This is a genomic window from Pseudomonas sp. GW821-FHT04D07 (genome assembly GCF_059420225.1).
Window position 1 is genome coordinate 35,786 of record NZ_JBWKTH010000029.1, and the last position, 25,562, is coordinate 61,347.

Consider the following 25,562-nt stretch of genomic DNA (forward strand, 5'->3'; position numbering starts at 1 on the left):
TTGAGACGTAAATTCTTGGTGCTGCTGCAAGCCGTTCTGGTGCTGGCCGGTTTGCTGCTGGGCGGTTCGGCCTGGAAGCTGCATTCGGCGCTGGAGCAGTCCCTCAACCTGACGCAGGAACAACTGCTGGATGTACCGGCTGGTGCGACACCGACGGGCACGTTCAATCGCCTCGAGTCCGAGGGCTTGCTCAAGGATGCCTTTTGGCTGCGCCTCTACTGGCGCTTCAATCTTGCTGGCGTACCCTTCCATAGCGGCGAGTACCGGCTCACGCCGGGCATGGACGTGCGCGGGCTGCTGTCCCTGTGGCAGCGCGGCGAAGTGGTGCAGTACAGCCTGACCCTGGTCGAAGGCTGGAATTTCCACCAGGTTCGCAATGCCCTGGCCAAAAACGAAAAGCTCCAGCAAACCCTGACCGGCCTCAGTGACAGCGAGGTCATGACCAAGTTGGGGCACAAGGACGTGTTCGCCGAGGGGCGCTTCTTCCCGGACACCTACCGCTTCGTGCGCGGCATGAGCGACGCCGAGCTGCTGGAGAAGGCCTACGACCGTCTTGACAGTGTCCTGGCCCAGGAGTGGCAGAAACGCTCCCCTGATGCGCCTTACACCGAGCCTTACCAGGCCCTGATCATGGCCTCGCTGGTGGAGAAGGAAACCGGTGTGCCCCAGGAGCGTGGCCAGATCGCCGGGGTGTTTGTCCGGCGGATGCAGCAAGGCATGTTGTTGCAGACCGACCCGACGGTGATCTACGGCCTGGGCGAGCGTTATACCGGCAAGCTCACCCGTGCCCACCTGCGTGAGGCCAACCCCTACAATACCTATATGAACGCCGGTCTGCCGCCGACCCCGATTGCCATGGTTGGCCGCGAGGCGATTCACGCCGCGTTGAACCCGGTGCCGGGCAACAGCCTGTACTTTGTGGCGCGCGGCGATGGCAGCCATGTCTTCTCCGACGACCTGGACTCGCATAACAACGCGGTGCGCGAGTTCCAGCTCAAGCGCCGGGCCGACTACCGTTCCAGCCCCGCGCCGGCGGTTCCGACGACAGCTCCGGCGGTGGCACCTGCTCCAACGGTTCCGCCGGTTGCTCCGGCGACGGCACCCGCTCCGGCTGCCCCGGCGACAGCACCGGCCTCGGTCCAGAGCCCGGTTCCCGGGGTGCCTGAGCCGGCACCGAACCCCGCACCGGCCCCGGTTGTCGAACCTGTACCCGCGACACCCGCGACACCCGAAGCCGAGACGAAAGACTCGCAATGACCCTGATTAAGGATTGCCCGTGACTGGCTTGTTTATCACCCTGGAAGGCCCGGAAGGCGCTGGCAAAAGCACCAACCGCGATTACCTGGCCGAGTGCCTGCGGGCCCAAGGCGTCGATGTGTTGCTGACCCGCGAGCCCGGCGGTACGCCGCTGGCCGAGAAGGTCCGCGAACTGCTGCTGGCGCCCAGCGACGAGGCCATGTGTGCCGACACCGAGCTGCTGCTGGTGTTCGCCGCGCGCGCCCAGCATCTGGCCACGGTAATCCGCCCGGCCCTGGCCCGCGGCGCGGTGGTGCTGTGTGACCGCTTTACCGATGCCACCTATGCCTACCAGGGCGGTGGTCGCGGCCTGTCCCAGGAGCGTATCGCCACCCTGGAAAGTTTTGTCCAGGGCCAACTGCGTCCGGACCTGACCCTGGTCTTCGACCTGCCGGTGGAGGTCGGCCTGGCTCGGGCCAGCGCTCGGGGGCGGCTGGACCGTTTCGAGCAGGAAGGCCGAGTGTTTTTCGACGCCGTGCGCAGCACCTACCTGAAGCGCCTCGCCGCCGATCCGTCGCGCTACCGGCTGGTGGATGCGGCCCAGCCGCTGGCCCAGGTGCAACAGTCCCTCGACCGCCTGCTGCCGGAAATCCTGGAGCGGCACCGTGGCTGAAGCCTATCCCTGGCAGGACGGTCTCTGGCAGCAAATGGCCGGGCGGCCCCAGCATGCCCATGCTTATCTGTTGCACGGTCCGGCGGGCATCGGCAAGCGCGCCCTGGCCGAACGGCTGATGGCGCTGCTGCTGTGCAAGAGCCCGGCAAACCTCAATGCCTGCGGTCACTGCAAATCCTGCCTGTTGCTGAACGCCGGCAGTCATCCGGACAATTACATCCTGGAACCGGAAGAAGCCGACAAGGCGATCAAGGTCGACCAGGTTCGCGATCTGGTCAGCTTCGTGGTCCAGACCGCGCAACTGGGCGGGCGCAAGGTGGTGCTGATCGAGCCGGTGGAGTCGATGAACATCAACGCCGCCAACGCCTTGCTCAAGAGCCTTGAGGAACCTTCCGGGGATACCGTGCTGTTGCTGGTCAGTCACCAGTCCAGCCGGTTGTTGCCGACCATCCGCAGCCGTTGCGTGCAACAGGCCTGCCCGCTGCCGAGCGAGGCCATGAGCCTGCAATGGCTGGCTGGAGCCTTGCCGGACAGCAGCGAAGAAGAGCGGGTCGAATTGCTGACCCTGGCGGCGGGTTCGCCCCTGGCCGCTGTCAGCCTCCAGGCCCAGGGCGTTCGCGAACAGCGGGCGCTGGTGGTCGACGGGGTGAAGAAATTGCTCAAGCAACAGCAATCGGCCACCCAGTTGGCTGAGGGGTGGAACGCCATTCCATTGTTGTTGCTGTTCGACTGGTTCTGCGATTGGTCGAGCTTGATCCTGCGCTATCAACTGACCGAGGACGAAGCTGGCCTGGGTCTGGGGGACATGCGCAAGGTGGTGCAATACCTGGCGCAGAAAACTGCCCGGGACAAGGTCCTGTCGATCCAGGACTGGATTCTCGCCCAGCGCCAGAAGGTCCTGAGCAAGGCCAACCTGAACCGGGTGCTGTTGCTCGAAGCGCTGTTGGTGCAATGGGCAGCTTTACCTACCCAACACTGAGGCGATGGGCCTAGAATCGGCTATCTGCAAGACCGGAGCGAGTATGAACGAACCCATTGGTCCCGGCCCGCGCAACGGTATCCTGTCCCTGACCATCAAGGACAAGTCCGTGCTGTACGCGGCCTATATGCCTTTTATCAAGAACGGTGGCCTGTTCATCCCCACCAGCAAGAGCTACAAGCTGGGCGACGAAGTGTTCATGTTGCTCAACCTGATGGACGAACCGGAAAAAATCCCGGTCGCCGGCAAGGTCGCCTGGATCACCCCCAAGGGGGCCCAGGGTAACCGTGCGGCGGGGGTCGGCGTGCAATTCAACGACGGCGACAACACCGCCCGCAGCAAGATCGAAACCCATCTGGCCGGCGCCCTGAAGTCCGACCGTCCCACCCATACGATGTAGTTGTCGCCTTTTTATGCTTGTAGATTCCCATTGCCACCTCGACCGTCTTGATCTCGCCGAACATTCGGGCTCCCTCGATGCAGCGCTTGATGCGGCGCGTCAGCGCGGTGTCGGGCACTTCCTGTGTATCGGTGTCAGTGTCGATAACGCCGCCGACGTGAAGGCCCTGGCCGAGCGTTATGCCGATGTCGATTGTTCGATCGGCGTCCACCCGCTGGACGTCAAACCTGACGCCGCGCCAGCGCTCGATTGGTTGCTGCGCGAGCTTGAGCATCCACGGGTCGTGGCCATTGGTGAGACCGGCCTGGACTATCACTACGAACCCGAGGCGGCCGAACTGCAACAGGCGTCCTTCCGCTTGCACCTGCAAGCGGCCGCGCAGACCGGCAAGCCGGTGATCGTCCATACCCGTGGCGCGCGCGCCGACACCCTGACGTTGCTGCGCGAGGCACAACTGCCCCAGGCCGGCGTGCTGCACTGTTTCACCGAAGACTGGGAGATGGCCAAGGCCGCACTGGACCTGGGCTTCTATATTTCCCTCTCGGGTATCGTCACCTTTCGCAATGCCGACGCCTTGCGCGATGTGGCGCGGCAAGTGCCGGCCGATCGCCTGCTGGTGGAAACCGACTCGCCGTACCTGGCGCCGATTCCTCATCGCGGCAAGCCGAACCTGCCGCAATATGTGCGCGATGTCGCGGACTACCTGGCGATGCTGCGCGGGGTGCCTTACGAGCAGCTTGCCGAACAGACCACCGAGAACTTCAAGCGCCTGTTTCCGCTGGCGCATGTAGGCTCCTGAGGGCAACGAAGGGCGTTTCACCACGACCATATCGTCGGGCCGCGATCTTGTGGGGCTCCTGCAAATCGCGGGCAAAAAAAACCCGGGTTCTGGGGGGTGAATCCGGGTTAAGACCATTAGGAGTAAAACAAAGGTACGCGGTCCTTCGGCACCTTTATCGGCGTGTCACTTGGGGGAGATGTCGCGCCGACAGTTCAAGTATTGGCCAGGATCGCCCGACGTCCAGTCAGCATTGCTCATTTTTTAAACAGATTTGGAATACAGGCGCTTCTGTTGAGTTCTCATCGCCTCAGGACGCTTTTCGGTGGCCGCCGCAGGCGACGATCGGTGACCACTGCGAAGCCTTTCTGACCAGCGCGGGCTGATTCGTCGACGGTGAAAACGAAAAGCCTCGGATGATTCGTGCAATTTGGCGCGAGTCAGGCATAATGCTTGGCTTCGATTTTGCCCCTACAGACCTTTTCTTATGCACAAAGAACCCCGTAAGGTCCGTGAGTTTCGTCGCCGCGAGCAAGAAATTCTCGATACCGCGCTAAAGCTGTTCCTCGAGCAAGGTGAAGACAGTGTCACCGTCGAGATGATCGCGGATGCCGTCGGTATCGGCAAAGGCACCATCTACAAGCATTTTAAATCCAAGGCGGAAATCTACCTGCGCCTGATGCTCGACTACGAGCGTGACTTGAACGAGCTGCTGCATTCGGCGGATGTCGACAAGGACAAGGAGGCCCTGTCCCGGGCCTACTTCGAATTCCGCATGCGCGATCCCCAGCGCTATCGCCTGTTCGACCGCCTGGAAGAAAAAGTGGTCAAGGGCCACCAGGTGCCAGAGATGGTCGAGGAACTGCACAAGATCCGTGCTTCCAACTTCGAACGCCTGACCTTGTTGATCAAGGGCCGCATCAGCGAAGGCAAGCTCGAGGATGTGCCGCCGTACTTCCACTATTGCGCCGCCTGGGCCCTGGTGCATGGCGCCGTTGCGCTGTACCACTCGCCGTTCTGGAGCAATGTGCTGGAGGACCAGGAAGGTTTCTTCCAGTTCCTGATGGACATCGGCGTGCGCATGGGCAACAAGCGCAAGCGCGACCCCGAAACGCCAGCCGCCTGACCCCTTTGCCCCTGCGCGCGGCGTATACTCGGTGGAGTTCTGTAGGAACCGGCTTGCCGGCGATGAACGATAACGCGATGCAACTTGAATCCGCGTCGCCTGGATCGCCGGCAAGCCGGCTCCTACGGATAGGGCTTGTAAAAACTTGATTTATGGGTCAAGTTTTGCGCGTGCCACAGTCCATCGCCGGAGTGTTCCATGATCGTTGACCGTCAAGGCAGGCGTTTTCGTAACCTGCGCATCAGTCTGACATCCGCCTGCAACTATGCCTGTACCTACTGCGTGCCCAATGGCAAGCGGCTGGTGGCTGCCCAGGACGAGCTGTCGGCGCAGGCCATGGCGCGTGGCGTGGCCTACCTGATCGAGGCGGCGGGGATCGAGCGCTTGCGCATTACTGGCGGCGAGCCGCTGGTCAGTCCGAAGCTGGAAGCCTTTATGGGCGCGGTCGGCCAGATGGGCCTGGAAGACATCAGCCTGACCACCAATGGTCAGTTGTTGGCACGCAAGCTGCCCTTGCTGGTGGATGCCGGGATCAAGCGGATCAACGTTTCCCTCGATACCCTGGACGCCGCTGCTTTTCGCAGCATCGCCCGTGGCGGCGATCTGGCCAGCGTGCTCGACGGCATGGCGCAGGCGCGGGCGGCGGGGCTGAAGATCAAGGTCAATATGGTGCCGTTGCGCGGGCAGAACCTGGACCAGGTGATGCCGCTGCTGGATTATTGCCTTGAGCATGGTTACGAGCTGCGCTTTATCGAGCTGATGCGCATGGGCCACCTGGCCAGCGACGGCAATGCTTTTCTCCAGCAGTTCGTCAGCCTCCAGCAGTTGCTCGGCCTGATCGGCGAGCGCTACGAATACCTGCAGGCCGATGCGCCGGTGGATGCCACCGCGGTGCGTTATGCGATTCCGGGGCGCGGTTACTTTGGGGTGATCGCCAACGAAAGCGTGCCATTCTGCCGGACCTGCTCGCGCTTGCGGCTGTCGTCCACCGGCTGGCTGCATGGCTGTCTGTCGTCGAGCAACCGGCATTATGTCGGTGACCTGCTGGACAAGCCCCGCCACGAGGCGCTGCCGGCACTGCAGCGGCTGTTGGTCAAGGCCTTGGGCGACAAGCAGGAAGTGGCCTTCTCGGGCGGTGCGACGGTGATGAAAATCATCGGCGGCTGACCACGGCTTTGAGAACACTGCCGATTTAATTGTGGGCGCGGTGCTTGTCGGATCGCCGCACCGCAGCGAAGCTTATAGCGATCTCAAGGGCCTCTTCGCGGGCAAGCACCGCTCCCACACAAGCACCGCTCCCACACAAGCACCGCTCTCACACAAGCACCGCTCTCACAGGTTTGCATCATCTTCCTGGTTGATCTGGCGCGGAAGCTGCATCCAGGCGACTATTCGCCGGTTTTCCGTCACCGGCCTCTGGAGGGTAGGATGCGTAGCCTGGTTGTGCTGCTGGCGTTGTTGGCGCTGGGCGGCTGCATGAAAGTCAGTGATATGGGCGAAGGTGTCCGCTATCAGATGAGCGATGTGGGGCTGCTCGACCATAGCGATACGCGCCGGATCCACTCGTTCCGCCTCCAGCCGGACTCCTTTATCTACATTGCCCAGGGCGCCTTCACGCCGCCCGGCAGTGCCTACCCGCGTCCGAATGTGGTGGCCGAGGAAGCTTTCAAGGGTTTCATCGAGTACTTCCCCATGGTGCGCCGCGCCCGTGGGCCCCTCGGTCTGGACCAGGCCATGGCCGAAGCCCGTTCCGCCGGCGCCCACTACCTGCTGTACACGCGCTTCGCCAAGGCGGACGACCGCATCGGCAACTACGACGAATGGGCCGACCAGGAATCCGTCGACCGTCTGGGCTTGGACAGCGGCGTGATCCAGATCATGTTGATCGAGACCGGTAGCCAATACCTGATCGATACCGCACGGATCAAAAGCCGTGGTGGCTTGCTGACGTTCCACAACAACAAGCCCGAAGACCTGATCGCCGCCCCCTTGGCCGAATATGCGCGTAGTCTGTTGGGTATTGGTGAACAGTGGATGTCGGATTGAGTATGAGTGAGCCGGGCAAGGCCAACGACCTGTTGGCACAAATCCCCAAGACGGAAAAGGGCCTGCCGCCGGTCCACTTGTGGAATCCGCCGTTCTGCGGCGATATCGACATGCGTATCGCCCGTGACGGCACCTGGTATTACCAGGGCACGCCGATTGGCCGCAAGCCGATGGTCAAGTTGTTCTCCACCATCATGCGCCGCGACGGCGATGACTATTTCCTGATCACGCCGGTGGAAAAGGTCGGGATCAAGGTCGACGATGCGCCCTTTGTCGCGGTGACCCTGGCGGTCGAAGGGCAGGGCGAGGCACAGCAGCTGCGGTTTACCACTTACGTCGATGAGCAGGTGACGGCTGGTGGCGAGCATCCGATTCGGGTGGTGATCGATCCGGTCAGCCAGGAACCGGCGCCTTACGTGCATGTGCGCAGCAATCTCGAAGCCCTGATTCACCGCAATGTGTTCTACCAACTGGTGGAACTGGCGGTGCCCCGGCAAATCGACGGCCAATCCTGGCTGGGCGTGTGGAGCGGCGGCGAGTTTTTTCCGATCGGCCTCGAGCCTTGAGTGATTTCCGCCTGTCGGCGGATCGCCAGCAAGCCGGCTCCCACAAAGGGGTCGGGTAGGACGCTGTTTCCAGGGTGAACCCTGACCTGTAGGAGCCAGTTTGCTGGCGATGGCGCCCTGAAGAACACCACCATTCATCTCCCTGAAATATAAATCCCTTGCCTCCCAAGGCCTGTTTCGGTTATCAATTTGTACATGATTAGACATGTCCGATTTGATAAGAAAAAAAAGGTGGTCGATGAGCTGATCCGGCGCATCGAAAGCGGTCTTCTTGGAGACGGCTTGCTGTTGCCGGGTGAACATCAGTTGGCCGAAGAATTCTCGGTGAGCCGTGGCACGCTGCGCGAGGCGCTGGCCGAGCTCAAGCGGCGCAATTACATCGCGACCCAGAGCGGCGTGGGCTCCATCGTCACCTACGATGGCATTCCCCTTGACCAGCGCGCCGGCTGGGCTCAGGCCCTGGCGGACAGCGGGGCGCTGATCAACACCGAGGTGTTGCGCCTGGAAGCGGTGGTGCGCCCGGACCTGTTCAGTCGCTACGGTACCGAGCAGTTCGTTGCCCTCGATCGGCGCCGGCGCAATACCGAAGGCACCGCGGTCTCCCTCGAACATTCGCTGATACCGGCCAGCAGCGGCCTGGAAGGCTTGCCCAGTATCGGCCTGATCGACAACTCCCTGACCATTACCCTGGCGGCCTACGGCTATGTCGGCGATCGCGGCGATCAATGGATCGGCGCCGAACCCTTGTCCGACGAAGATGCGCAGCTGCTGGGTCGTCCACCGGGTACGGTTTTTCTCAAGGCCTTGCGCACCACCTACGACAAGCAGGGACGTTTTATGGAGCAGGTCGAAAGCCTGCTCGATCCGCTGCATTTCCGCCTGCACCTGGCATTTGGAAACCCAACATGACCCCGATTCATCGCGCCCTTGGCGCCTTCTATGGCCTCGCCCTGGGCGACGCCCTGGGCATGCCGACCCAATCCCTGAGCCGCGCCCAGATCCAGGTGCGCTTCGGCAGCATCACCACGCTGGTTGACGCCGGTCCCGACCAGCCGATCGCGCCGAACATGCCCGCCGGTTCCATCACCGACGACACCGAACAGGCGATCCTGGTCGGGCAGTTGCTGATCGACGGTCACGGCCATATCGAGCCGGCCCTGCTGGCCGAACGGTTGATCGCCTGGGAGGCGCAGATGCAGGCCAAGGGTTCGCAGGACCTGCTCGGCCCGTCGACCAAGCGCGCCATTGAAATGATCCTCGCCGGCCACAGCCCCGAGGAAGCCGGGCGCTACGGCACCACCAACGGCGCGGCCATGCGCATCACCCCGGTGGGCATCGCTGCCGATATCGCCCAGCCTCAGCGCTTTCTCGCGGCGGTGATCCAGGCCTGCCAGGTCACCCACAACACCAGCCTGGGAATCTCCAGCGCGGCGGCGGTCGCCGCGGTGATTTCCAGCGGCCTCAACCGCCAGGGCCTGGAGCAGGCGCTGAATATTGGCACCGAGATGGCCTTTACCGCCGAACAGCATGGCCATTGGGTCGCTGGCGGGCGCCTGGGGCCACGCATCTGCTGGGCCCGTGAACTCAGTCGTGATTGCCCGGATAGCGAGCTGGCCGACCTGCTGTATGACGTGGTCGGCACCTCGGTGGCGTCCCAGGAGTCGGTGGTGGTGGCCTTCGCGCTGGCACAACGGGTCGCGCTCGGCAAGCTCAAGGCCTTCGACGCTCTCTGCCTGGCCGCCAGCATCGGCGGTGATACCGACACCATCGCCGGCATCCTCGGCGCCATGCTCGGGGCCTGCGACGGCCTGGACTGCTGGCCCGCCGACCTGATTGCAAAAATCATTGAAGTCAATGCGCTGGAGCTGGTGCCCCTGGTTCAAGGGCTGATCGCCCTGCGCAATGTCTGACAGATAAAAACACGCAATGGACTGCAGACGAAGGGGGCCCGGAAGTGGCCCAGGGTTTTCTACACCTTCCGCACTGCCCAACAACCACAACAATTGGCATCAGGAGCGCAATAGCATGACCTCATCAAACGCCGGACAAAGTGCCGGCCAACTGGAAACCCGCGGTATAGAGCCGGTCCCGGAAGCCGAGTGCAATGGCCATCCGCTGCAACTGTTCTGGGTCTGGTTCGCGGCCAACATCAGTATTCTCGGCCTGCCGCTGGGGGCGACCCTGGTGGCCTTTCGCGGGCTGGCGATCTGGCAGGCGATCATTGTCGCGATTCTCGGCGCGGCGGGTTCCTTTGCCGTGGTGGGGATCATCTCCATCGCCGGGCGTCGCGGCCACGCGCCGAGCCTGACCCTGTCGCGGGCGATTTTCGGTGTGCGCGGCAATATCGGCCCGACCATCGTTTCGCTGATGTCGCGCCTGGGCTGGGAAACGGTCAACACCACCACCGCGGCATTCGTGCTGCTGTCCTTGTGTTCGATCCTGTTCCACTCGCCGGTAGAGGCCAAGAGCGCCCCGCTGCTGACCCTGTTGTTTATCGCCATCTTCGTGCTGCTGACCCTGTCGGTCTCGGGCCTGGGGCATGCCACCTTGCTGGTGATCCAGAAGTGGGCGACCTATGTCTTCGGCGCCCTGAACATCCTGGTGGGCGGTTTCCTCTGCGCGACCATCGATTGGAGCGCGGTGTTCAACGCCACCCCGGCACCGATGAGCGCGATGATCATCGGCATTGGTACCATGGCGGCCGGTACCGGGATCGGTTGGGCCAACGCCGGCGCCGATATGTCGCGCTACCAGCACAAGAGCGTCAAGGCGGTCCGCCTGGTGGCCTCGGCGGCCTTCGGTGCGGGTATCCCGTTGGTGCTGCTGATCACCCTTGGTGGCCTGCTGTCGGTAGGCAACCACGATCTGGCCCAGGCGACTGATCCGATCATTGCGATCCGCGACATGCTGCCGACCTGGATGGCCGTACCCTACCTGATCACTGCATTCGGTGGACTGCTGCTGTCGAACAACCTGTCGGTGTACTCGGCGGGCCTGACCACCTTGACCCTGGGCTTGAAGGTCAAGCGCGTGCACGCGGTGATCGTCGATATCGTGGCGATCTTCGCCGGCTCTATCTACTTCATGTTGATCGCCGACAGCTTCTACGGTCCGTTCATCACCTTCATCTCGTTGCTGGCGGTGCCGATCACTGCCTGGGTCGGGATCTTCGTGGTCGACCTGGTGCATCGCCAGCACTACAGCGCCAAGGACCTGCTGGACGTCAGTCCGAGCAGCGCCTACTGGTATAGCGGCGGCATCGAATGGCGTGCCTTCGGCGCCTGGGCCGTGGCGATTGTCCTGGGCTTCAGCTTCACCACCATCGGCACCACCGCCGAGACCACCTGGTTCCGCGGTTTCCTGTCCGACTCCTGGCTGGGCCACAACGGCCTGGGCTGGATCGTCACCTTTCTGGTTGCCGGCGGTATTTACGCCGTGCTCGGCGGTGCGGCGGATCGCCGTGCGGCCTTTGTAGAGAATGCCAATGGCTAAGTTGCTGCATACCGGCCAGGTCATGGTTGACCTGGTCATGTCCCTCGACCAACTGCCGGCGACCGGTGGCGACGTGCTGGCGAAAGCCGCCAGCTTCGAAGCCGGTGCGGGTTTCAATGTCATGGCCGCGGCCCGGCGCAATGGCTTGTCGGTGGTCTATCTCGGGCGCCACGGTAACGGGCGCTTTGGTGACATAGCCCGCCAGGCGATGGCGGCGGAAGGGGTCGAGATCGCCCTTGAGCGCGATGGCGCGAAGGACACCGGGCTTTGCGTATCGCTGACTGAAGCCAGCGCCGAGCGCACCTTTATTTCCTATATTGGCGCGGAGGGCGGTGTTTCGGCTGAAGAGCTGGCGCGGGTTTCGGTGCAGGCCGACGACTACGTCTATGTCAGCGGCTACAGCTTGCAATACCCGGACAAGGCGCCGGCACTGCTGGAGTGGGTATTGGCCTTGCCGAAGGCGGTAACCGTGGTGTTCGATCCGGGCCCTCTGGTCAACTCGCCGGACGCTGTCCCCATGGCCGCGTTGTTGCCGCGTATCGATATCTGGACCAGCAACAGTGTCGAGTCCCTGCGTTTTACCGGCGCGACGGATATTGCCGGTTCCCTCGACTGTCTGACCGAACGTTTGGCCGACGGTGCGCTGCTGGTGGTTCGCGATGGCCCGAATGGTTGCTGGGTCAGCCGAGCGGGGGAGCACCGGCATGTGCCCGGTTTCAAGGTGCGGGCGGTGGACAGCAACGGCGCGGGCGATGCCCATTCCGGGGTGTTCCTCGCTGGGCTGGCGGGCGGGCTCGATGCCGCCGAAGCGGCCCGTCGCGCCAATGCGGCGGCGGCCCTGGCGGTCACGCGCTGGGGGCCGGCCACTTCGCCCGGGACGCAGGAAGTGGACGCCTTGTTGGCTAAAGGCTGAAGTCGATTTTGGTAGGAGCCAGCTTGCTCGCGATCAGCCGATAGGCTGAGATTTTGACGGTGTTCCCGGAGTACTGTCCGCAGCAAGCCGGCTCCTACAAGGTTGCCTCGTGTTCACAAGAGCGTGCCAGGTCTGCGGAGATGGGCCGTGCCAGTAGCGCTGTAAGAAAATCCTGTAATGGATAGTGATTTTGCTTTCATCCGGAAGACGAAACACTGGAAACCCATACGCCAGCTGTTCTACCCTAGCGCGTTGGCTACCTTTGCGACGTCTGGACCCCGGCTTGTGTGCACCGGCTCACCAGATGCATGAAGGGTAGCGTGTCCTTTTGACTTCTGTGACGACGCCCGTGAAACTCATCATCATCGCTGTTTACGTCTTGTCCATCGCGTACGTACACCTGCGCGGCAAGGTCCGGCACAAGCTGAGCCGGCAACTGAGTGACCACTCGACCTTCCTGGCCCCGATCAACTGCTTCCTCTACCTGTTCTCCAAGGTGCCGAGCCGTCCGTACCTGGAGCCGGCCGACTTCCCCGAGCTCAAGCCGCTGCAGGACAACTGGCAGGAAATCCGCACCGAGGCCCTGGCGCTGCTGCGTGCCGGTGAGATCAAGAAATCCGAGACGCCCAACGACGTCGGCTTCAACTCTTTCTTCAAGACCGGCTGGAAGCGTTTCTACCTCAAGTGGTACGGCGACAACCATCCTTCCGCCGTCGAGCTGTGCCCGCGTACCACGGAGCTGCTCAACAGCATCGGCAGCATCAAGGCCGCGATGTTCGCCGAGTTGCCGCCGGGTTCGCGCCTGGTTCGCCACCGCGACCCCTACGCCGGTTCCCTGCGCTATCACCTGGGCCTGGAGACGCCGAACGATCCGGGCTGCTACATCAATGTCGACGGCCAGGACTACCATTGGCGCGATGGCGAGCCGGTGATGTTCGATGAGACCTTTATCCACTACGCCGAAAACAAGACCGAGCAGAATCGTGTGATCCTGTTCTGCGATGTCGAGCGTCCGTTGAAGTATCGCTGGGCGACAGCGTTCAACCGCTGGTTCAGCCGCAACGTGATGTCCGCCGCCGCCTCGCCGAATGATGCGAACGACAAGACCGGTGGGATCAACAAGTTCTTCACCAAGATCTACGGTATTCGCCTGCGGGGCAAGGAATTGAAAAAGCGCAATCGCACCCGCTACTACCTGGAAAAGTGGGCGATCTTCGGTGGCTTGCTGGCGTTGTTCCTGCTGATCTAGTTCACCCTGTCGTCATCCGAACCCGACCGCCACCGCGCAGACAAAGCCTATGAAGTGCTGTACCTGGCGCAGCCGGGCATCGCGCGGGCGTGAGGCGGCGCTGTCCGCAAGCCGGGAGCGTCGGGATGCCCTGGGTTGGCATCTGCTCGGGCTGGGTGTCGGTGCGGGGTTGATCCTCAGCCTGACGCTGCTGATCGGCCTGCCGATGGTGAATTTTCATTGAAATGATTCAAGCCGTCGCACAATCCGCATAGCATGGGCGACTTCACCGACTCTGGAAGCGCCCATGTCCCTCGAAATACGCGAAGCCCGGCCCAGCGATGCGCCGCAGATCCTGGCCTTTATCACTGAACTGGCCGAGTACGAGCGAGCCCGCCATGAAGTGATCGCCAATGTCGTCGACATCGAGCGCAGCCTGTTTGGCGAAGGCGCCACGGCCCATGGCCTGATCTGCCTGCGTGACGGCGAGCCGGTCGGGTTTGCGGTGTTTTTCTTCAGCTACTCCACCTGGCTCGGGCGTAATGGCCTGTACCTGGAAGACCTCTACGTGTCGCCGCTACAACGCGGTGCCGGGGCGGGCAAGAAGCTGTTGCGGCATCTGGCGAAGATTGCCTGCGCCAATGACTGCGGGCGCCTGGAGTGGAGTGTGCTGGACTGGAATGAGCCGGCGATTCGCTTCTACGAATCCATCGGCGCGCAACCCCTGAGTGAATGGGTGCGCTACCGCATGGACGGTGAGGTGCTGAAGCGCTTTGCCAACACCGAAGACTGAGCTCAACGGCTGAAGACGTACTGTCCCTTGATCTTTTTCGGTGACATGAACACCACGTCCGGAAACAGCAGTGACTTCACGTAGATGACGTACACCAGGCTGGCAAAGCCGATCAGCACGCCGATAACCGTAGTGATCGGCTCCTCGCTGAATCCGTCGAACGCTCGGTGGAACTGCGAGACGTTGAGCAGGACGTAGACGGTGTAGTAGCTGGAGTGGTTGCGGTAAACGCCGTAGGCCAGCAGGAAGGGAATGGCGGCGAAACCCAGGGGCATCAACCAGACAGCCGTCGGGCCGATACTCGCCCCGAACACAAAGCCGACGGCGGCCGCCAGCAAGCCCTGCAGGATCATGATGGCGAGTACCCCGATGACTTTCCAGCGATGGCGCTGGTATAGCTGCGGATCGGGATGATTGGCCAGCAACACTGCCAGCGCCTTGTCTTTCAGGGCGCCGCCACGCAAGGACTGGAAAATCTGACTTTTCGGTGTCCCGGCGTCCAGTAACTCGAGCGCCTGTTGCCGGGTTTGCTTTTTGTCCATGACGACTATTCCTTGAGTCAGGTTATTCCCTGGGGAAAGGCGCCATTATCCCAGTTGGGAGGCGCCTTCCGTCAATCTTCAACTCGTCGCAATGGGTTACTGGAACCACTGCCACAGTAACAGCGTGCCGATCAGGCCAACCACTGAAACAATGGTCTGCAACACCGACCAGACCCAGATTGTCTGCTTGAGCTGCAAGCCGAAGTACTCGCGGACCATCCAGAAGCCGGCGTCGTTGACGTGGCAGAAGAACACCGAGCCGGCGCCGATCGCCAGGGCCACCAGCGAGCTCTGGGTGCTCGCCAGGCCGGCCATCAGCGGCGCGAGAATACCCGCCGTGGTGGTGGTTGCCACGGTAGCCGAACCGGTGGCCTGGCGCAGCGCCACGGCAATCAGCCAGGCCAGCAGGATGTAGGACATGTTGGCGCCAGTGGCGACTTTGCTGATGGTGTCGCTGATGCCGGCTTCCAGCAGGGTCTGTTTCAGGCCGCCGCCGGCGCCGATGGTCAGCAGCAGCATGGCAATCGGCCCAAGGCTCTTGCGCAGCACGCTGCCGACCTGGTCGCGGGCCATGCCGATGGACCAGCCCAGGCAGATCACCGCCGCGATTACCGCGATGCCCAGGGCGACCAAGGGCTCGCCGAGGAACTTCAGGGTGATGGCGAAGTTGCTTTGCGGCGCCATGGCGACCTTGGCCAGGGTGCTGCCGAGCATCAGCAGCACCGGCAGCAGGATGATCAGCAGCGAGATGGCGAAGCTCGGTTGGCGCCGGGTCTGGACCTTGGCGGTGAACAGGGCGCCGAGTTCGGCCGGCTCCTTCACATCCATGCGCTTGGACAGCCAGATCCCGTAGAGCGGGCCGGCGAGGATCACCGCCGGAACGGCGATGCAAAAGCCCAGCAACATGGTCATGCCAAGGTCGGCGTGCAAGGCACTGACCGCGATCAGCGGGCCCGGATGGGGCGGCATCAGTGCGTGCAGGGTGGTCATGCCGGCCAGGGCCGGGATCGCCACCTTGAGCAGCGGCTGGCCGGATTGGCGGGCGATCACGAAGATGATCGGCACCATCAGCACCAGGCCGACTTCGAAGAACAGCGGCAGGCCGATGATCATCGCGACCATTGCTATGACCCAGGGCAGGGCCTTGCCCCGCGCATGGCGCAAGAGGGTCGAGGCGATACGGTCGGCGGCCCCGGACTCGGCCATCAACGCGCCGAGCATGGCACCCAGGGAAATGATGATCCCGGCTTCGCCGAGCAGGCTGCCGGCGCCCTTGCTGAAGGCCTTGGCCACTTCTTCTGGCGGCAACGAGGCGCCGATCCCGGCGACGAAGGTGCCGATCAGGATGGACAGGAAAGGGGGCAGTTTGGTCAGGCTGATCAGCACGATGATGGTGGCGATTGCCAGCAGGCAGCAGACGATCAGGCGGGTGTCGTGGGCAAGCCACGCGGCATGTGAAAGATCCAACGGGAACCCCTTCTTGTATTATTTTGTTACGCGGTTGGAGGGAATATACCTGATGGATTCATATAGATGATTAGATGAGACAGGTTTTTTTGCGAACAGGGGTATGAAAGTTCGGACGGCTTTACGTTGTTCGATGGCCATGCCCGGGTGGGTTCAGTCCATCAGCATCGGCGGTAGCGTGCCCAACAGCGATACCGCGAGAATCGCCCCCAGCCCGAGCAGCCATTCGACCGCCACACTGGTGCGCAGGATGCTGAAACGTCCGCGAGGACTCATCACCCGGTTGAACAGCGCCAGTCCCAGCATCAGCGTGACCATCAGCACCTTGATCAGCAGGATCAGGGCGAAGCCGCTGAACAGTGGCGTCGGCCAGATGGCGCCAGTGAGCACACGCACATTGATCAGGCCGGTGACGATAATCACCGCGACCATCAGGTAGCCGAGGCTGCCGAACCGTCCCAGGACCTGCTTGATGTCATGTTCCGCTGGCTGGTTCAACATCAGGGCGAGCAACATCAGGCCACCGACCCAGGCACCGACGCCGCTCAGGTGGATGAACTGGTTGAGCATCAGCAAGCGCCCGTCGAGGCCGTCGAGCATGGCGCCGTGGCCGACCGGGGCAAGGGTTGCCAGCAGCAGGAAACCGAGCAGCAGGTTGACGGCCGGGCGGGCGTTGGCCAGCAGGCTGAGCAACAGCAGCAGGCACAAGCCCAGATGCCAGCTCCAGACCTGACCGAAAAAGGTCTTGCCCAGAACCAACTGCAGGGTGGCGGGATTCAGGGCGTCGGCCCAGTCGCCGGTCATATCGGCGGTGGTCAGCAGCAGCCAACCCCCGGCGCTGAGCAAGCCCAGCAGCGCCAGCCAGCGCTTGATCCGGAGCAGCCGTTGATCCAGTGCCGGTCGGGCTGCGCTGCCGATCAGCCAGGGTCTGAACAGGCAGGCCCCGAACAATGACAACACCACGGCGAAATGCAGGAAGCGGCACAGGACCATGGCGTTTTGCATAGACTCAGTTGCCCACCTTGAAGCTGTAGTTGCCTTCGCTCTTGTGGGTATCGACCGACACCGCGTGCCACACAACCTTGTACTCGCCGGCCGGGAGCGGTGCGGCCGGGGTGACGATCAGGGTTTTCTTGTCGGCCGGATCGGTGGCGATGCTTTTCAGTATGACGTTCTTCTCGGCGCTGCTGACTTCGACCTTGCTCAAGGCCGCTTCGACCCCTTCGCTGAACACCAGGCGCAATTCGGCCGGGGCGCTGACGGTGGCGTCCTTGGCCGGGGTTTCGCTTTTCAGGTGGGCATGGGCGAAGGCGGCGTTCGCCCCGGCCAGGCCGGCCAGCAGGAGCAGGGCGCCGAGGGTTTTCTTGAGCAGGGCAGCAGGCATCGAGCGGTTCCTCGTGGAATGAAGTGAGCTGACTATACTAGCTCGCTCTGCAGCCGAACGTCGCATTTGAGCCTGGGTTCGCGTGAGCGATACTTGCAATACGGGTCGAGTGACTTCCCGGTATGTTGAGCCACGACACGGACTGCCTTTCGGAACACACCCTTATGCCGACGCGTTTGAGCTTTGTTTGTCATGCCCGCACCGAGGCCCAGCGCCTGGGGCGTTTCCCGCTGGACGAGCCGGTGGAGCCCAAGGGCTTGCTCAAGGCCGCTGAACTAGCGGCGCGTCTGAAAAAACCGGTGCGTATCCTCAGTGCCCCGGAAACCCGCGCCTGGCAGACCGCCGAGGCCTTGGGTGGCGAGATCGAAATCGTCCCGGAACTGGGCGATCTGGATTTTGGCGAATGGCAGGGTGTTGCGCTGACCGACTTGCTTGAGAGCGAGCCCGACTTGCTCGCGGCCTGGACCTCGGACCCGACGCAGGCCCCGCCGGCGGGCGAGTCGGTGGCGGCGTTGTGTGCCCGGGTCGGGGCCTGGCTCGAGGGCTTTCGCGAGGAGGGGCATTTTATCGTGGTGACCCATCCCTTTGTGATGCGCGCGGCACTGCTGCATGCCCTGGGGGCCGGCCCCGCTTCCTTCAACGCGATCGATATCGAGCCTTTATCCGTGGTTGACCTGCGTCGTAACGGGCACTGGCGGTTGCGGATTTGAGAGAAGGGGACTTTTGCTTGCGGTACTCTTGTGGGTATCACACGGAAGGAGAAACACCCCATGCAAGCAGACAATGCACAGCGTTCGGCTTTGTTGATCATCGATATGCAGGTCGGTCTGTTCCACGCTCCCGACCAGCCCTGGGAAGGGCAGCGGGTGCTGGAGAATATCAATCAATTGATTGGCAGGGCGCGGCAGGCCAATGCGCCGATTTTCGCGGTCAGGCATAACGGGCCTGAAGGCTCGCCGATTGCGCCGGGCAGTGCCCTGTGGCAACTGGTGCCGGAACTTCAGGTTGATCCTGCGGTGGATCGTTTGCTCGACAAGACGCGCCCCAGTTGTTTCTTCAATACCGGGTTGGCCGAGCAACTGGATGATGCCGGTATTGGGCGCTTGGTGATCGTCGGGATGAAGACTCAGTATTGCGTCGATAGCACGAGCCGCTTGGCGCGGGATCTGGGGTTCGAGGCGCTCCTGGTGGGCGATGCCCATACCTGCATGGATACGCCCGGGCTATCGGCCCGGGCGATTGTCGAACATCACAACGCGACCTTGAACGGGGCGTTTGTGCAGGTGTTGAACACGGCTGACGTGCGGTTCTGAATGGCGACCGCTACGCGGTCATCGCTGGCAAAGCAGCTCCCACAGAGATCTGTGTCTACTCCAATGGAGCGTTCACGGTTGCTCTTCTGTGGGAGCCGGCTTGCCGGCGATAGCGGCCTATCCGACAGCGCTGGCCTCAGGGCTTTTTCACCGGCGTCGGCAAGGTTACCAGCGACACGTAGTCGTTCCAGAATTTCTTCTGGTCCACCGCGAACACGATCCTGGCTTTCTGCGTCCCCACCGGCGGGTTCTTCTTGTAGCCCAGCGCGCGACCGTAGTCCGGGCCGAAATGGGTGTCGACATCGATCCACATATCGCGCGATTCGGTGACGATTTCCGGCTCCGCGAGGAACAACGCCGGCAGGCTGTCCCAGGTAAAGCTGTGATAGCCCGGGTCCTTGGCGAATTGCGGTCCGAACACGCTCTTGTACAGCTCCGGCACCGCCCCCTTGGCCGCAATCACCCGCTGGTAGACCGAGGCATCGAAGGTGACTTTCTCACAGACATCGTTGGGGAAGATCACGTGTTCGATCGGCGAGCGCAGGACGATCCTCGCCGCCTCGGGATCGAACCACCAGTTGAACTCCGCCGCCGGCGTGGTGTTGCCGGGGATCTCGATGGCACCGCCCATGTACACGATGCGCTTGATCAGCGGCACGATGTCCGGCGCCTGGCGGATCGCCAGAGCCAGGTTGGTCAGCGGACCGATGGCCAGCAGGGTCACCTCATGGGGATTCTTGCGCACGCTGTCGATAATGAACTGCGGCGCGGTTTCGCTGCGCAGTTTGGTATGCGTTGCCAGGCCATCGGGCGGTGCGATCAATTGTGTCGCCGAGGTCGGCCGCGGGTTCTTGAACGCCCCCGGCCAGCCTGCGCCGAACAGCGCCTGCTCCTGTGGATAAGTGGCGAAGTCATGCAGCAGCGGATAGGCCGCGCCGGAGTAGACGCCAATTTCCTTTTCCACCCCCATGCGCTCCACGGCCTTGAGCGCGTCGACCTGTTCCTGGTCGACCCAGGCATTGCCGCTGACCAGGGTCATGCCCAGCAGGTCGATCTTCTTCTGCGCGTGCAACTGCGCCAGCATGATAAAGGCCTGGCCGTCGTCGTTGAGGACGTTGAAATCGGTGTCGATGATGACTTTTTCGGCTGCTTGCAGCGAGCCGGCCGACAGACCGACAGCCAGCGCCAGCGCGCAGCCCTTGAGAAAGCGTTGCATGGTGATATGCCCCAATGAGTGGTTGTTGTATTGCGCTAATCCAGCCTGCCTGCCGATGCCTGGAAACGCCATCGGCAGGTCAGTGGCCTACTTAACGATTGACCAGCTTGGCCGGCAAGGCGATCACCAGGAAGCTGCTGAGGATCAGGCAACCGGCGAAGAACCAGAGGGCTCCGGCACTGCTGCCGGTGAGGTCGATGGCCACGCCCATCAGCGAGTTGCTGACCAGCCCGGCGATGTTCGCCAGCGAGCAGGCCAGGGCAAAGCCGGTGGCCGCCGCGGTGCCCTTGAGGAAGGTCGCCGGCAGGCTGAAGAACACCGGTACCGCGCCGATGATCGCCGCCGAGGCAATGGCGAACAGGGCCACCGTCGCCACCACGTTATGGGTGAAGAAGGTGCTGGTGGCCATGGCGGCGGCGCCGATGAAAAACGGCACGATGATGTGCCAGCGGCGTTCGCGGTGCTTGTCGGAACTGGCGCCGATCAGCAGCATGCCGAGCAGTGCAGCGACACTCGGCAGGGCGGTGAGCACACCGATATGAAAGGTGTCGGTGATCCCCGCGTTGCGGATGAAGGTCGGCATCCAGAAGCCCATGGCATAGGCGCTGAGCAGGATCGAGAAATCGATACCGCCGAGCATCCAGACCTTGAGGTTGAAGAAACCGTCGCGGAAATGCTGCTTGCTCTCGGGGCTGCTGGCCTCGTCGCTCAACAGTTCACTTTCCAGTACGGCTTTTTCCTCTTCGTTGAGCCATTTGGCCTGCTGGAAGTGGTTCGGCAACACCCGGAAGGTCAGGAGGCCGAGCAACACGCTGGGCACGGCTTCGATCAGGAACAGCCATTGCCAGCCGCGCAGTCCGTTGACCTGGTCGAAGTGGCCCATGACCCAGCCCGACAGTGGTCCGCCGATGACGCTGGAGAGCGGCAGGCCGATCATGAACAGGGCGATGATCCGCCCGCGCCGATGGGTCGGAAACCAGGTGGTCAGGTAGAACAGCACGCCCGGCAGGAACCCGGCCTCGGCGGCGCCGAGGAGGAAACGCAGGATGTAGAACTGGGTGGTGGAGGTCACCAGCATGGTGCAGGCCGAGAGCAGGCCCCAGGTGATCATGATCCGCGCGATCCAGATTTTCGCCCCGACCTTTTCCAGCACCAGGTTGCTCGGTACTTCGAAGAGGATATAGCCGACGAAGAACAGCCCGGCCCCGAGGCCGAAGGCGGTTTCACTGAAGTGCAACTGGTCGAGCATCTGCAGTTTGGCGAAGCCGATATTGATCCGGTCGAGGTACGCGGCCAGATAGCAGAAGCACAGGAACGGGATCAGTTTCCAGGTGATCTTGTGGTAAAGCGCTTGAGTCGGGTCGGCGACCGTAGTCGCGGTTGTCGCATTCGCAATGGGCATTGGTTGTCTCCTGGCGGTGACTTATGGTTTTTATACAGCCGCTTTTTCCAGCACTCTGGAGCGCAGTAAAGGCGGCTTCCAAAGGCAGTGTCAGAAGACTGGGAGCTGCACTGGTTTTTCAATGTGGGAGCTGGCTTGCCAGCGATGGCGGTCGTTCAGAAACATTGCTGTCGTCTGACACTCCGCTATCGCAGGCAAGCCAGCTCCCACAGTTGATCGGCTGTGTTCAACAAGCCGTATTCCAAAGTGGGCTCTCAGTTTTTCAAGACCACGCTCTATGGCGCGGTTCTTCGTAAAACCTTATTGCTCCTTGAACTTCTCTATCGCTTCCTGTTTGCTGACGACATCGCCGTACTTGCTGTCGATGTCGAACAGATTCGCTTCATGGGGCGCCGGATGGCGGTCACCCACGCATTCACGTACCACGATGGTCCGGAAACCATGCTGGACGGCATCCACCGCTGTCGCGCGGATGCAGCCACTGGTGGAACAACCGGCCAGCACCACGGTGTCGATGCCTTGGGCGTGCAACTGCGAGGCCAGGCTGGTACCGAAAAACGCGCTGGCGTATTGCTTGCTGATCACTACTTCCGAAGGTAGCGGCAGCACCGCTGCGCAGAAGGCCGCGAGCGGATTGCCCTCGACCATGTCCTTCATCACCGGTGCCTTGCGCACCCAGATGCCACCATCGGCGAAATGCCCCGGATGGTAGCGAATATTGGTGTGCACCACCGTAACTCCATGACGACGGGCACAATCCAACAACTCGACGCTTTCGGCCACGGCGCTGACCACCCCGGGGGCAAATAGCGGCGCGCCTTCGGTGGTGTAGCCTTGCATGAAGTCGATCATCAGCAGGGCCGGCTTGTGGCCGAAGCCGATCCGCTGGCCCCAGACGCCCTGGTAATTGTCATTGGCGCTTTGTTCGCTCATGGCGAGATTCCTCGATCAGTACGCGCCGGAGAGCAGGGCGCCGGCACCGGGCACGATCGGCTCCAGGTCCAGGGCCTTGAGCATCGCGTAGGTGGTGGCGATGGCGGCGGTCAGCACCGGTTTGCCGGTCTGCGCCTCGACCTTGGCGACTGCCGGCAGCGACTGCATCTGCACGCAGGCCGAGAGCACGATCACATCGACGCCTTCCAGGTTCATGCCGGCGACGATGCCTGGCAGGTTGTCCGGGTCGTGACGGGCCACTTCGAGGTTGTCGGGGATCTCCAGGGCGCGCCAGTCCACCACCTCGAAACCTTCTTCGCGGATGTAGTTCACCACCAGCTCGGTCAGCGGTTTCATATACGGCGCGACAATCGCGATGCGCTTGGCGCCCATGACTTTCAAGCCTTCGATCAGGGCGCCGGCGCTGGTGATCACCGGGGCGTTGCCGTCATTGTCGGCGGTGGCCTTGCGCAGCCGGGCCTCGGACTGGCGGTGATAGCCCAGGCCCATGGCCATGATCGCCACCAGGCAGGCGTAGCCGAGCACATCGACCTTGGCGTCGGACAGCTCGACGGCGCAACGGTCGGATTCACCGTCCATGGCCGCCAGTTCTTCCTTGCGCACCTGCTTCATGCGCATGCGGGCAGAGTGAAAGGTGAAGCGTTCCGGACGGATCGCCTGGCGCGCGTTGAGCATCGCCGGGATCTCGGTCTCCATGGTGGTGTTCGAGCTGGGTACGATCTGGCCGATACGGTAGGGCTTGATCATGCGGGTCTCCTTATAAGGTTCGGGTCATTACCCTGTAGGAGCGAGCTTGCTCGCGATGGTTGTCCAGGCACCACTGGGTATCAGGTGCCCCGCGTTATCGTTAACGTCCATCGCGAGCAAGCTCGCTCCTACAGGTTCAGGTCAGGCTGACGCCGAGGAAGTCGCCGAAGGCGGTGAAGAAGCCTTCCAGGTCATCCCAGGGAATCATGTGGCCGGCATTGGCCACGTGGGCGATCCGGATGCTCGGTTGCAGCTCACGGATTTCGGCTTGGTCCTCGGGCAGGATCACGCCGCCGCGACCGGCCACCAACAGCAGCGTGGGGGCGCTGAGCTGGGGCAGATCCTGGTGGAAGTCCACCGTATGGAAGTCGTTGAAGGCCCTGACGATGGCCGGCTCATAGCAGGTGTGCAGCCATTCGGCGCGCAGTTGCAGTTGCTCCGGGGTCCAGCTGGCGCAGAAGGCGCGCATCGCCTCGGCGTCCATGCCGATCAGCGCCTGGCGGATCGAGTCGACGTACCAGGGCAGCTTGCTCGGATACTCGCGCCGACCCGGACCGGACACCGGCGGATCGATCAACACCAGGCTCTTGACCCCGGCGGGGCTGAGCACGGCACTGCGCACAGCGAAGCGTGCACCCATGGAATGGCCGACCAGGTGGTAGTTGTCCAGGCCCAGGGCGGCGGCAAAGGCGGCGATATCCTTCGCACAGGCCTCGGCGCTGTAGTCCAGCTCCGGACCGCTTGCGGACAGGCCGCGGCCGCGGACGTCCAGCACATAGGTGTCGAAGTGCCGGCCGAAGCGTTCGGCAACGAAGCCCCAGGTGATCGCCGGGCTGGTGATGCCGGGGATCAGGATCAGCGCCGGGCCCTGGCCGCCATAACGCAGGTAGTGCTGGCGAATACCGTTGGCCTGGACGTTGCCGCCATGGACGAAAGTGCTCACGCCGCCACCCCTGATTTCAGTACCTGGGCGTAAAGGTCGTAGCCGTAGACCCAGGCCGGATCTTCCTGGGTGCGCAGCCAGGTATTGGCGTTGGACACCGCCTGGACCCGCGAGGCGCGTTCCTTGCGGTTGGCTTCATAGAGCTCGAAGGCGGTGCGGTAGTCGCCGAGGCCGGTTTCCTGCAGGCAGCGAGTGAGCATGGCGGCGTCTTCGATGGCCATCCCGGCACCCTGGGCCATGTGCGGTTTCATCGGGTGACAGGCATCGCCCAGCAGCACCAGGCGACCGCGGCTCCACAGAGGCAGCGGATTGCGGTTGCGCAACGGCCATTTGGTCACGCTGTCGGTGGATTCGATCAGCGCCTGCACGGTGGGATGGTAACCCTGGAAGGCTTCGAACATCTCTTCGCGGCTGCTGTCGACGAACGGGCCCTCGAAGTCCAGCTCCGGGTGCGGTACGCCGGTGACATAGTAGTACTCGTCGCGCTTGCCGGTGGTGTAGTAGACCATCATGTGCCGGTCCTCGCTCCACCACTTGATGCAGTCCTCGAAATCGAGGTCGTAGCGGGCCAGCTTGTCACGGGTGATCAGTGCGCGGTGGGCGACCCAGCCGCTGTACAGCGGCGCTTCATGGCCCAGCAGTTCCTCGCGGATCTTCGAGTTGATGCCATCGGCCCCGATCACGATATCGGCGCTGGCGCTGGTGCCGTCGGTGAAGTTCAGGCGTACCTGATCACCGCAGTCCTCGATCTTTTCCAGGCGCTTGTTGAAGTGCAGGGTGCCGGGCTTGATCGTCGACATCTGCAACGCATGCAGATCGCCACGGTGCACGGTGATGTAGGACGCGCCGTATTCCTTGCGAGCGAATTCGCCCAGGGGAATGCGCGACAGGTAGTCACCGCTCATGCCATCGCGACTGAACCAGTGATCGGGGTGCGAGCCCATCTGGTCGAGCTGCTGCTCGATGCCCATGCGCCGGAAGATCTTCATGATATTCGGACCCATGTGGATCCCGGCGCCCAGGCGGGAAAACTCCGGGGCCTGCTCGTAGATCGATACGTCGAATCCGGCTTGTTGCAACAGCGTGGCGGCGGCGGCGCCACCCAGGCCCGCGCCGACGATGGCGATTTTTTGCGTGCTTGCCATGGGGCTTGCTCCTCGTTCCGAGTGTGGGGCGGCGGGTTTTTCCACCGGGTTTTAAAGTGTATACGCTCTTTTTTTCAAAAGAGAAGATCCTCTATAAAAATTAAATTTTCACCGCGTTTCGCCATGGGTAACGCTAAGTAACCAAACTTTATTGGCTGTGTGTGGGTTTGTAACGTTTTGGTCTGCTGCTTGCAGAGTGCCGTTAATTCAGGTCTTATC

General features: G+C 62.5%; 28 protein-coding genes. 18 read left to right on the forward strand and 10 right to left on the reverse strand.

Translation table 11 applies throughout. The features are described from left to right. From mltG to AC07T0_RS25990, 16 genes are all read left to right on the forward strand, one after another. Nucleotides 1–1,257: an endolytic transglycosylase MltG gene (mltG, locus tag AC07T0_RS25915; RefSeq protein WP_495003860.1), complete on the forward strand. Its 1,257-nt coding sequence runs from the start codon at nt 1–3 to the stop codon at nt 1,255–1,257. Nucleotides 1,258–1,276: 19 nt separating this feature from the next. Next, the gene (tmk, locus tag AC07T0_RS25920; protein WP_495003861.1) at nt 1,277–1,909 is read left to right on the forward strand and encodes a dTMP kinase; all 633 of its coding nucleotides are present in this window, start codon (nt 1,277–1,279) and stop codon (nt 1,907–1,909) included. After that, nucleotides 1,902–2,888, forward strand: a complete 987-nt coding sequence (locus tag AC07T0_RS25925) for a DNA polymerase III subunit delta' (protein ID WP_495003862.1) — start codon at nt 1,902–1,904, stop codon at nt 2,886–2,888. Before tmk ends, AC07T0_RS25925 begins: the two co-directional genes overlap by 8 nt. A 43-nt stretch (nt 2,889–2,931) precedes the next feature. Further along, entirely contained in the window at nt 2,932–3,288 is a 357-nt protein-coding gene (locus tag AC07T0_RS25930; protein WP_103496781.1) for a PilZ domain-containing protein, read from the forward strand. A gap of 13 nt (nt 3,289–3,301) precedes the next feature. Beyond that, nucleotides 3,302–4,087, forward strand: coding sequence for a TatD family hydrolase (locus tag AC07T0_RS25935; protein ID WP_495003863.1), 786 nt, complete (start codon nt 3,302–3,304; stop codon nt 4,085–4,087). Nucleotides 4,088–4,553: 466 nt separating this feature from the next. After that, the gene (locus tag AC07T0_RS25940) at nt 4,554–5,192 is read left to right on the forward strand and encodes a TetR/AcrR family transcriptional regulator (protein ID WP_100940748.1); all 639 of its coding nucleotides are present in this window, start codon (nt 4,554–4,556) and stop codon (nt 5,190–5,192) included. 198 nt (nt 5,193–5,390) lie between these two features. Continuing rightward, entirely contained in the window at nt 5,391–6,359 is a 969-nt protein-coding gene (locus AC07T0_RS25945; protein ID WP_495003864.1) for a GTP 3',8-cyclase MoaA, read from the forward strand. Between the two features lie 261 nt (nt 6,360–6,620). Further along, on the forward strand, nt 6,621–7,238 hold the full coding sequence (locus tag AC07T0_RS25950) for a DUF4823 domain-containing protein (RefSeq protein WP_495003865.1): 618 nt from the start codon (nt 6,621–6,623) through the stop codon (nt 7,236–7,238). Nucleotides 7,239–7,240: 2 nt separating this feature from the next. Next, entirely contained in the window at nt 7,241–7,804 is a 564-nt protein-coding gene (locus tag AC07T0_RS25955; protein ID WP_495003866.1) for a DUF1285 domain-containing protein, read from the forward strand. A gap of 195 nt (nt 7,805–7,999) precedes the next feature. Beyond that, a complete protein-coding gene (locus tag AC07T0_RS25960) occupies nt 8,000–8,713 on the forward strand; it encodes a GntR family transcriptional regulator (protein WP_495003867.1) in 714 nt (237 codons plus the stop codon). Next, nucleotides 8,710–9,714, forward strand: coding sequence for an ADP-ribosylglycohydrolase family protein (locus AC07T0_RS25965; RefSeq protein ID WP_495003868.1), 1,005 nt, complete (start codon nt 8,710–8,712; stop codon nt 9,712–9,714). The genes AC07T0_RS25960 and AC07T0_RS25965 overlap by 4 nt, the downstream gene beginning before the upstream one ends. Before the next feature lie 115 nt (nt 9,715–9,829). Then, nucleotides 9,830–11,296, forward strand: coding sequence for a purine-cytosine permease family protein (locus tag AC07T0_RS25970; RefSeq protein WP_495003869.1), 1,467 nt, complete (start codon nt 9,830–9,832; stop codon nt 11,294–11,296). Beyond that, on the forward strand, nt 11,289–12,209 hold the full coding sequence (locus tag AC07T0_RS25975; RefSeq protein WP_495003870.1) for a PfkB family carbohydrate kinase: 921 nt from the start codon (nt 11,289–11,291) through the stop codon (nt 12,207–12,209). Before AC07T0_RS25970 ends, AC07T0_RS25975 begins: the two co-directional genes overlap by 8 nt. Nucleotides 12,210–12,558: 349 nt before the next feature. Then, the gene (lpxO, locus tag AC07T0_RS25980) at nt 12,559–13,458 is read left to right on the forward strand and encodes a lipid A hydroxylase LpxO (RefSeq protein ID WP_495003871.1); all 900 of its coding nucleotides are present in this window, start codon (nt 12,559–12,561) and stop codon (nt 13,456–13,458) included. Nucleotides 13,459–13,507: 49 nt separating this feature from the next. After that, nucleotides 13,508–13,681, forward strand: coding sequence for a hypothetical protein (locus tag AC07T0_RS25985; RefSeq protein ID WP_495003872.1), 174 nt, complete (start codon nt 13,508–13,510; stop codon nt 13,679–13,681). Between the two features lie 63 nt (nt 13,682–13,744). Continuing rightward, the gene (locus AC07T0_RS25990) at nt 13,745–14,230 is read left to right on the forward strand and encodes a GNAT family N-acetyltransferase (protein WP_495003873.1); all 486 of its coding nucleotides are present in this window, start codon (nt 13,745–13,747) and stop codon (nt 14,228–14,230) included. Nucleotides 14,231–14,232: 2 nt separating this feature from the next. On the opposite strand, the gene AC07T0_RS25995 is transcribed toward AC07T0_RS25990, so the two are convergent. The 4 genes from AC07T0_RS25995 to copC all read right to left on the reverse strand — a co-directional run bounded on the left by AC07T0_RS25995 (nt 14,233) and on the right by copC (nt 17,623). Continuing rightward, nucleotides 14,233–14,772: a hypothetical protein gene (locus AC07T0_RS25995; protein ID WP_495003874.1), complete on the reverse strand. Its 540-nt coding sequence runs from the start codon at nt 14,770–14,772 to the stop codon at nt 14,233–14,235. A gap of 96 nt (nt 14,773–14,868) precedes the next feature. After that, nucleotides 14,869–16,239, reverse strand: coding sequence for a GntT/GntP/DsdX family permease (locus AC07T0_RS26000; protein WP_495003875.1), 1,371 nt, complete (start codon nt 16,237–16,239; stop codon nt 14,869–14,871). 153 nt (nt 16,240–16,392) lie between these two features. Further along, on the reverse strand, nt 16,393–17,244 hold the full coding sequence (copD, locus tag AC07T0_RS26005) for a copper homeostasis membrane protein CopD (protein WP_495003876.1): 852 nt from the start codon (nt 17,242–17,244) through the stop codon (nt 16,393–16,395). Nucleotides 17,245–17,248: 4 nt separating this feature from the next. Continuing rightward, on the reverse strand, nt 17,249–17,623 hold the full coding sequence (copC, locus tag AC07T0_RS26010; protein ID WP_495003877.1) for a copper homeostasis periplasmic binding protein CopC: 375 nt from the start codon (nt 17,621–17,623) through the stop codon (nt 17,249–17,251). A 164-nt stretch (nt 17,624–17,787) separates the two neighbouring features. On the opposite strand from copC, the gene AC07T0_RS26015 reads away from it, so the two are divergent. Then, on the forward strand, nt 17,788–18,333 hold the full coding sequence (locus AC07T0_RS26015) for a histidine phosphatase family protein (protein WP_495003878.1): 546 nt from the start codon (nt 17,788–17,790) through the stop codon (nt 18,331–18,333). A 60-nt stretch (nt 18,334–18,393) separates the two neighbouring features. Beyond that, nucleotides 18,394–18,936, forward strand: a complete 543-nt coding sequence (locus AC07T0_RS26020) for a cysteine hydrolase family protein (RefSeq protein WP_495003879.1) — start codon at nt 18,394–18,396, stop codon at nt 18,934–18,936. Nucleotides 18,937–19,072: 136 nt separating this feature from the next. Here AC07T0_RS26020 and AC07T0_RS26025 read toward each other — a convergent pair whose 3' ends face one another. The 6 genes from AC07T0_RS26025 to AC07T0_RS26050 form a co-directional block, all read right to left on the reverse strand. Next, nucleotides 19,073–20,152, reverse strand: coding sequence for a nucleoside hydrolase (locus tag AC07T0_RS26025; protein ID WP_495003898.1), 1,080 nt, complete (start codon nt 20,150–20,152; stop codon nt 19,073–19,075). A gap of 91 nt (nt 20,153–20,243) precedes the next feature. After that, nucleotides 20,244–21,554 (reverse strand): MFS transporter, encoded by a 1,311-nt coding sequence (locus AC07T0_RS26030; protein ID WP_495003880.1) that lies wholly within the window; start codon nt 21,552–21,554, stop codon nt 20,244–20,246. A gap of 300 nt (nt 21,555–21,854) precedes the next feature. After that, nucleotides 21,855–22,487 (reverse strand): N-carbamoylsarcosine amidohydrolase, encoded by a 633-nt coding sequence (locus AC07T0_RS26035; RefSeq protein WP_495003881.1) that lies wholly within the window; start codon nt 22,485–22,487, stop codon nt 21,855–21,857. Nucleotides 22,488–22,502: 15 nt separating this feature from the next. Continuing rightward, entirely contained in the window at nt 22,503–23,255 is a 753-nt protein-coding gene (locus tag AC07T0_RS26040; protein ID WP_495003882.1) for a maleate cis-trans isomerase family protein, read from the reverse strand. 136 nt (nt 23,256–23,391) lie between these two features. After that, nucleotides 23,392–24,198 carry an alpha/beta fold hydrolase gene (locus AC07T0_RS26045; RefSeq protein ID WP_495003883.1) on the reverse strand — a complete coding sequence of 269 codons (807 nt, stop codon included), beginning with the start codon at nt 24,196–24,198 and terminating at the stop codon, nt 23,392–23,394. Next, entirely contained in the window at nt 24,195–25,343 is a 1,149-nt protein-coding gene (locus AC07T0_RS26050; protein WP_495003884.1) for an FAD-dependent monooxygenase, read from the reverse strand. Before AC07T0_RS26050 ends, AC07T0_RS26045 begins: the two co-directional genes overlap by 4 nt. Nucleotides 25,344–25,562: the final 219 nt, after the last annotated feature.

Coding starts and splice junctions, on each gene's coding strand:
- AC07T0_RS25965 (WP_495003868.1), top strand. CDS start 8,710: ATGACCCCGATTCATCGCGCCCTTGGCGCCTTCTATGGCCTCGCCCTG.
- AC07T0_RS26020 (WP_495003879.1), top strand. CDS start 18,394: ATGCAAGCAGACAATGCACAGCGTTCGGCTTTGTTGATCATCGATATG.
- AC07T0_RS26015 (WP_495003878.1), top strand. CDS start 17,788: ATGCCGACGCGTTTGAGCTTTGTTTGTCATGCCCGCACCGAGGCCCAG.
- AC07T0_RS26030 (WP_495003880.1), bottom strand. CDS start 21,554: ATGCCCATTGCGAATGCGACAACCGCGACTACGGTCGCCGACCCGACT.
- AC07T0_RS25970 (WP_495003869.1), top strand. CDS start 9,830: ATGACCTCATCAAACGCCGGACAAAGTGCCGGCCAACTGGAAACCCGC.
- copD (WP_495003876.1), bottom strand. CDS start 17,244: ATGCAAAACGCCATGGTCCTGTGCCGCTTCCTGCATTTCGCCGTGGTG.
- AC07T0_RS25990 (WP_495003873.1), top strand. CDS start 13,745: ATGTCCCTCGAAATACGCGAAGCCCGGCCCAGCGATGCGCCGCAGATC.
- AC07T0_RS25955 (WP_495003866.1), top strand. CDS start 7,241: ATGAGTGAGCCGGGCAAGGCCAACGACCTGTTGGCACAAATCCCCAAG.
- AC07T0_RS25985 (WP_495003872.1), top strand. CDS start 13,508: ATGAAGTGCTGTACCTGGCGCAGCCGGGCATCGCGCGGGCGTGAGGCG.
- AC07T0_RS25975 (WP_495003870.1), top strand. CDS start 11,289: ATGGCTAAGTTGCTGCATACCGGCCAGGTCATGGTTGACCTGGTCATG.
- AC07T0_RS25945 (WP_495003864.1), top strand. CDS start 5,391: ATGATCGTTGACCGTCAAGGCAGGCGTTTTCGTAACCTGCGCATCAGT.
- copC (WP_495003877.1), bottom strand. CDS start 17,623: ATGCCTGCTGCCCTGCTCAAGAAAACCCTCGGCGCCCTGCTCCTGCTG.
- AC07T0_RS25960 (WP_495003867.1), top strand. CDS start 8,000: ATGATTAGACATGTCCGATTTGATAAGAAAAAAAAGGTGGTCGATGAG.
- AC07T0_RS26040 (WP_495003882.1), bottom strand. CDS start 23,255: ATGATCAAGCCCTACCGTATCGGCCAGATCGTACCCAGCTCGAACACC.
- AC07T0_RS26035 (WP_495003881.1), bottom strand. CDS start 22,487: ATGAGCGAACAAAGCGCCAATGACAATTACCAGGGCGTCTGGGGCCAG.
- AC07T0_RS25940 (WP_100940748.1), top strand. CDS start 4,554: ATGCACAAAGAACCCCGTAAGGTCCGTGAGTTTCGTCGCCGCGAGCAA.
- AC07T0_RS25930 (WP_103496781.1), top strand. CDS start 2,932: ATGAACGAACCCATTGGTCCCGGCCCGCGCAACGGTATCCTGTCCCTG.
- AC07T0_RS26050 (WP_495003884.1), bottom strand. CDS start 25,343: ATGGCAAGCACGCAAAAAATCGCCATCGTCGGCGCGGGCCTGGGTGGC.
- AC07T0_RS26025 (WP_495003898.1), bottom strand. CDS start 20,152: ATGCAACGCTTTCTCAAGGGCTGCGCGCTGGCGCTGGCTGTCGGTCTG.
- AC07T0_RS25950 (WP_495003865.1), top strand. CDS start 6,621: ATGCGTAGCCTGGTTGTGCTGCTGGCGTTGTTGGCGCTGGGCGGCTGC.
- AC07T0_RS25995 (WP_495003874.1), bottom strand. CDS start 14,772: ATGGACAAAAAGCAAACCCGGCAACAGGCGCTCGAGTTACTGGACGCC.
- AC07T0_RS25935 (WP_495003863.1), top strand. CDS start 3,302: ATGCTTGTAGATTCCCATTGCCACCTCGACCGTCTTGATCTCGCCGAA.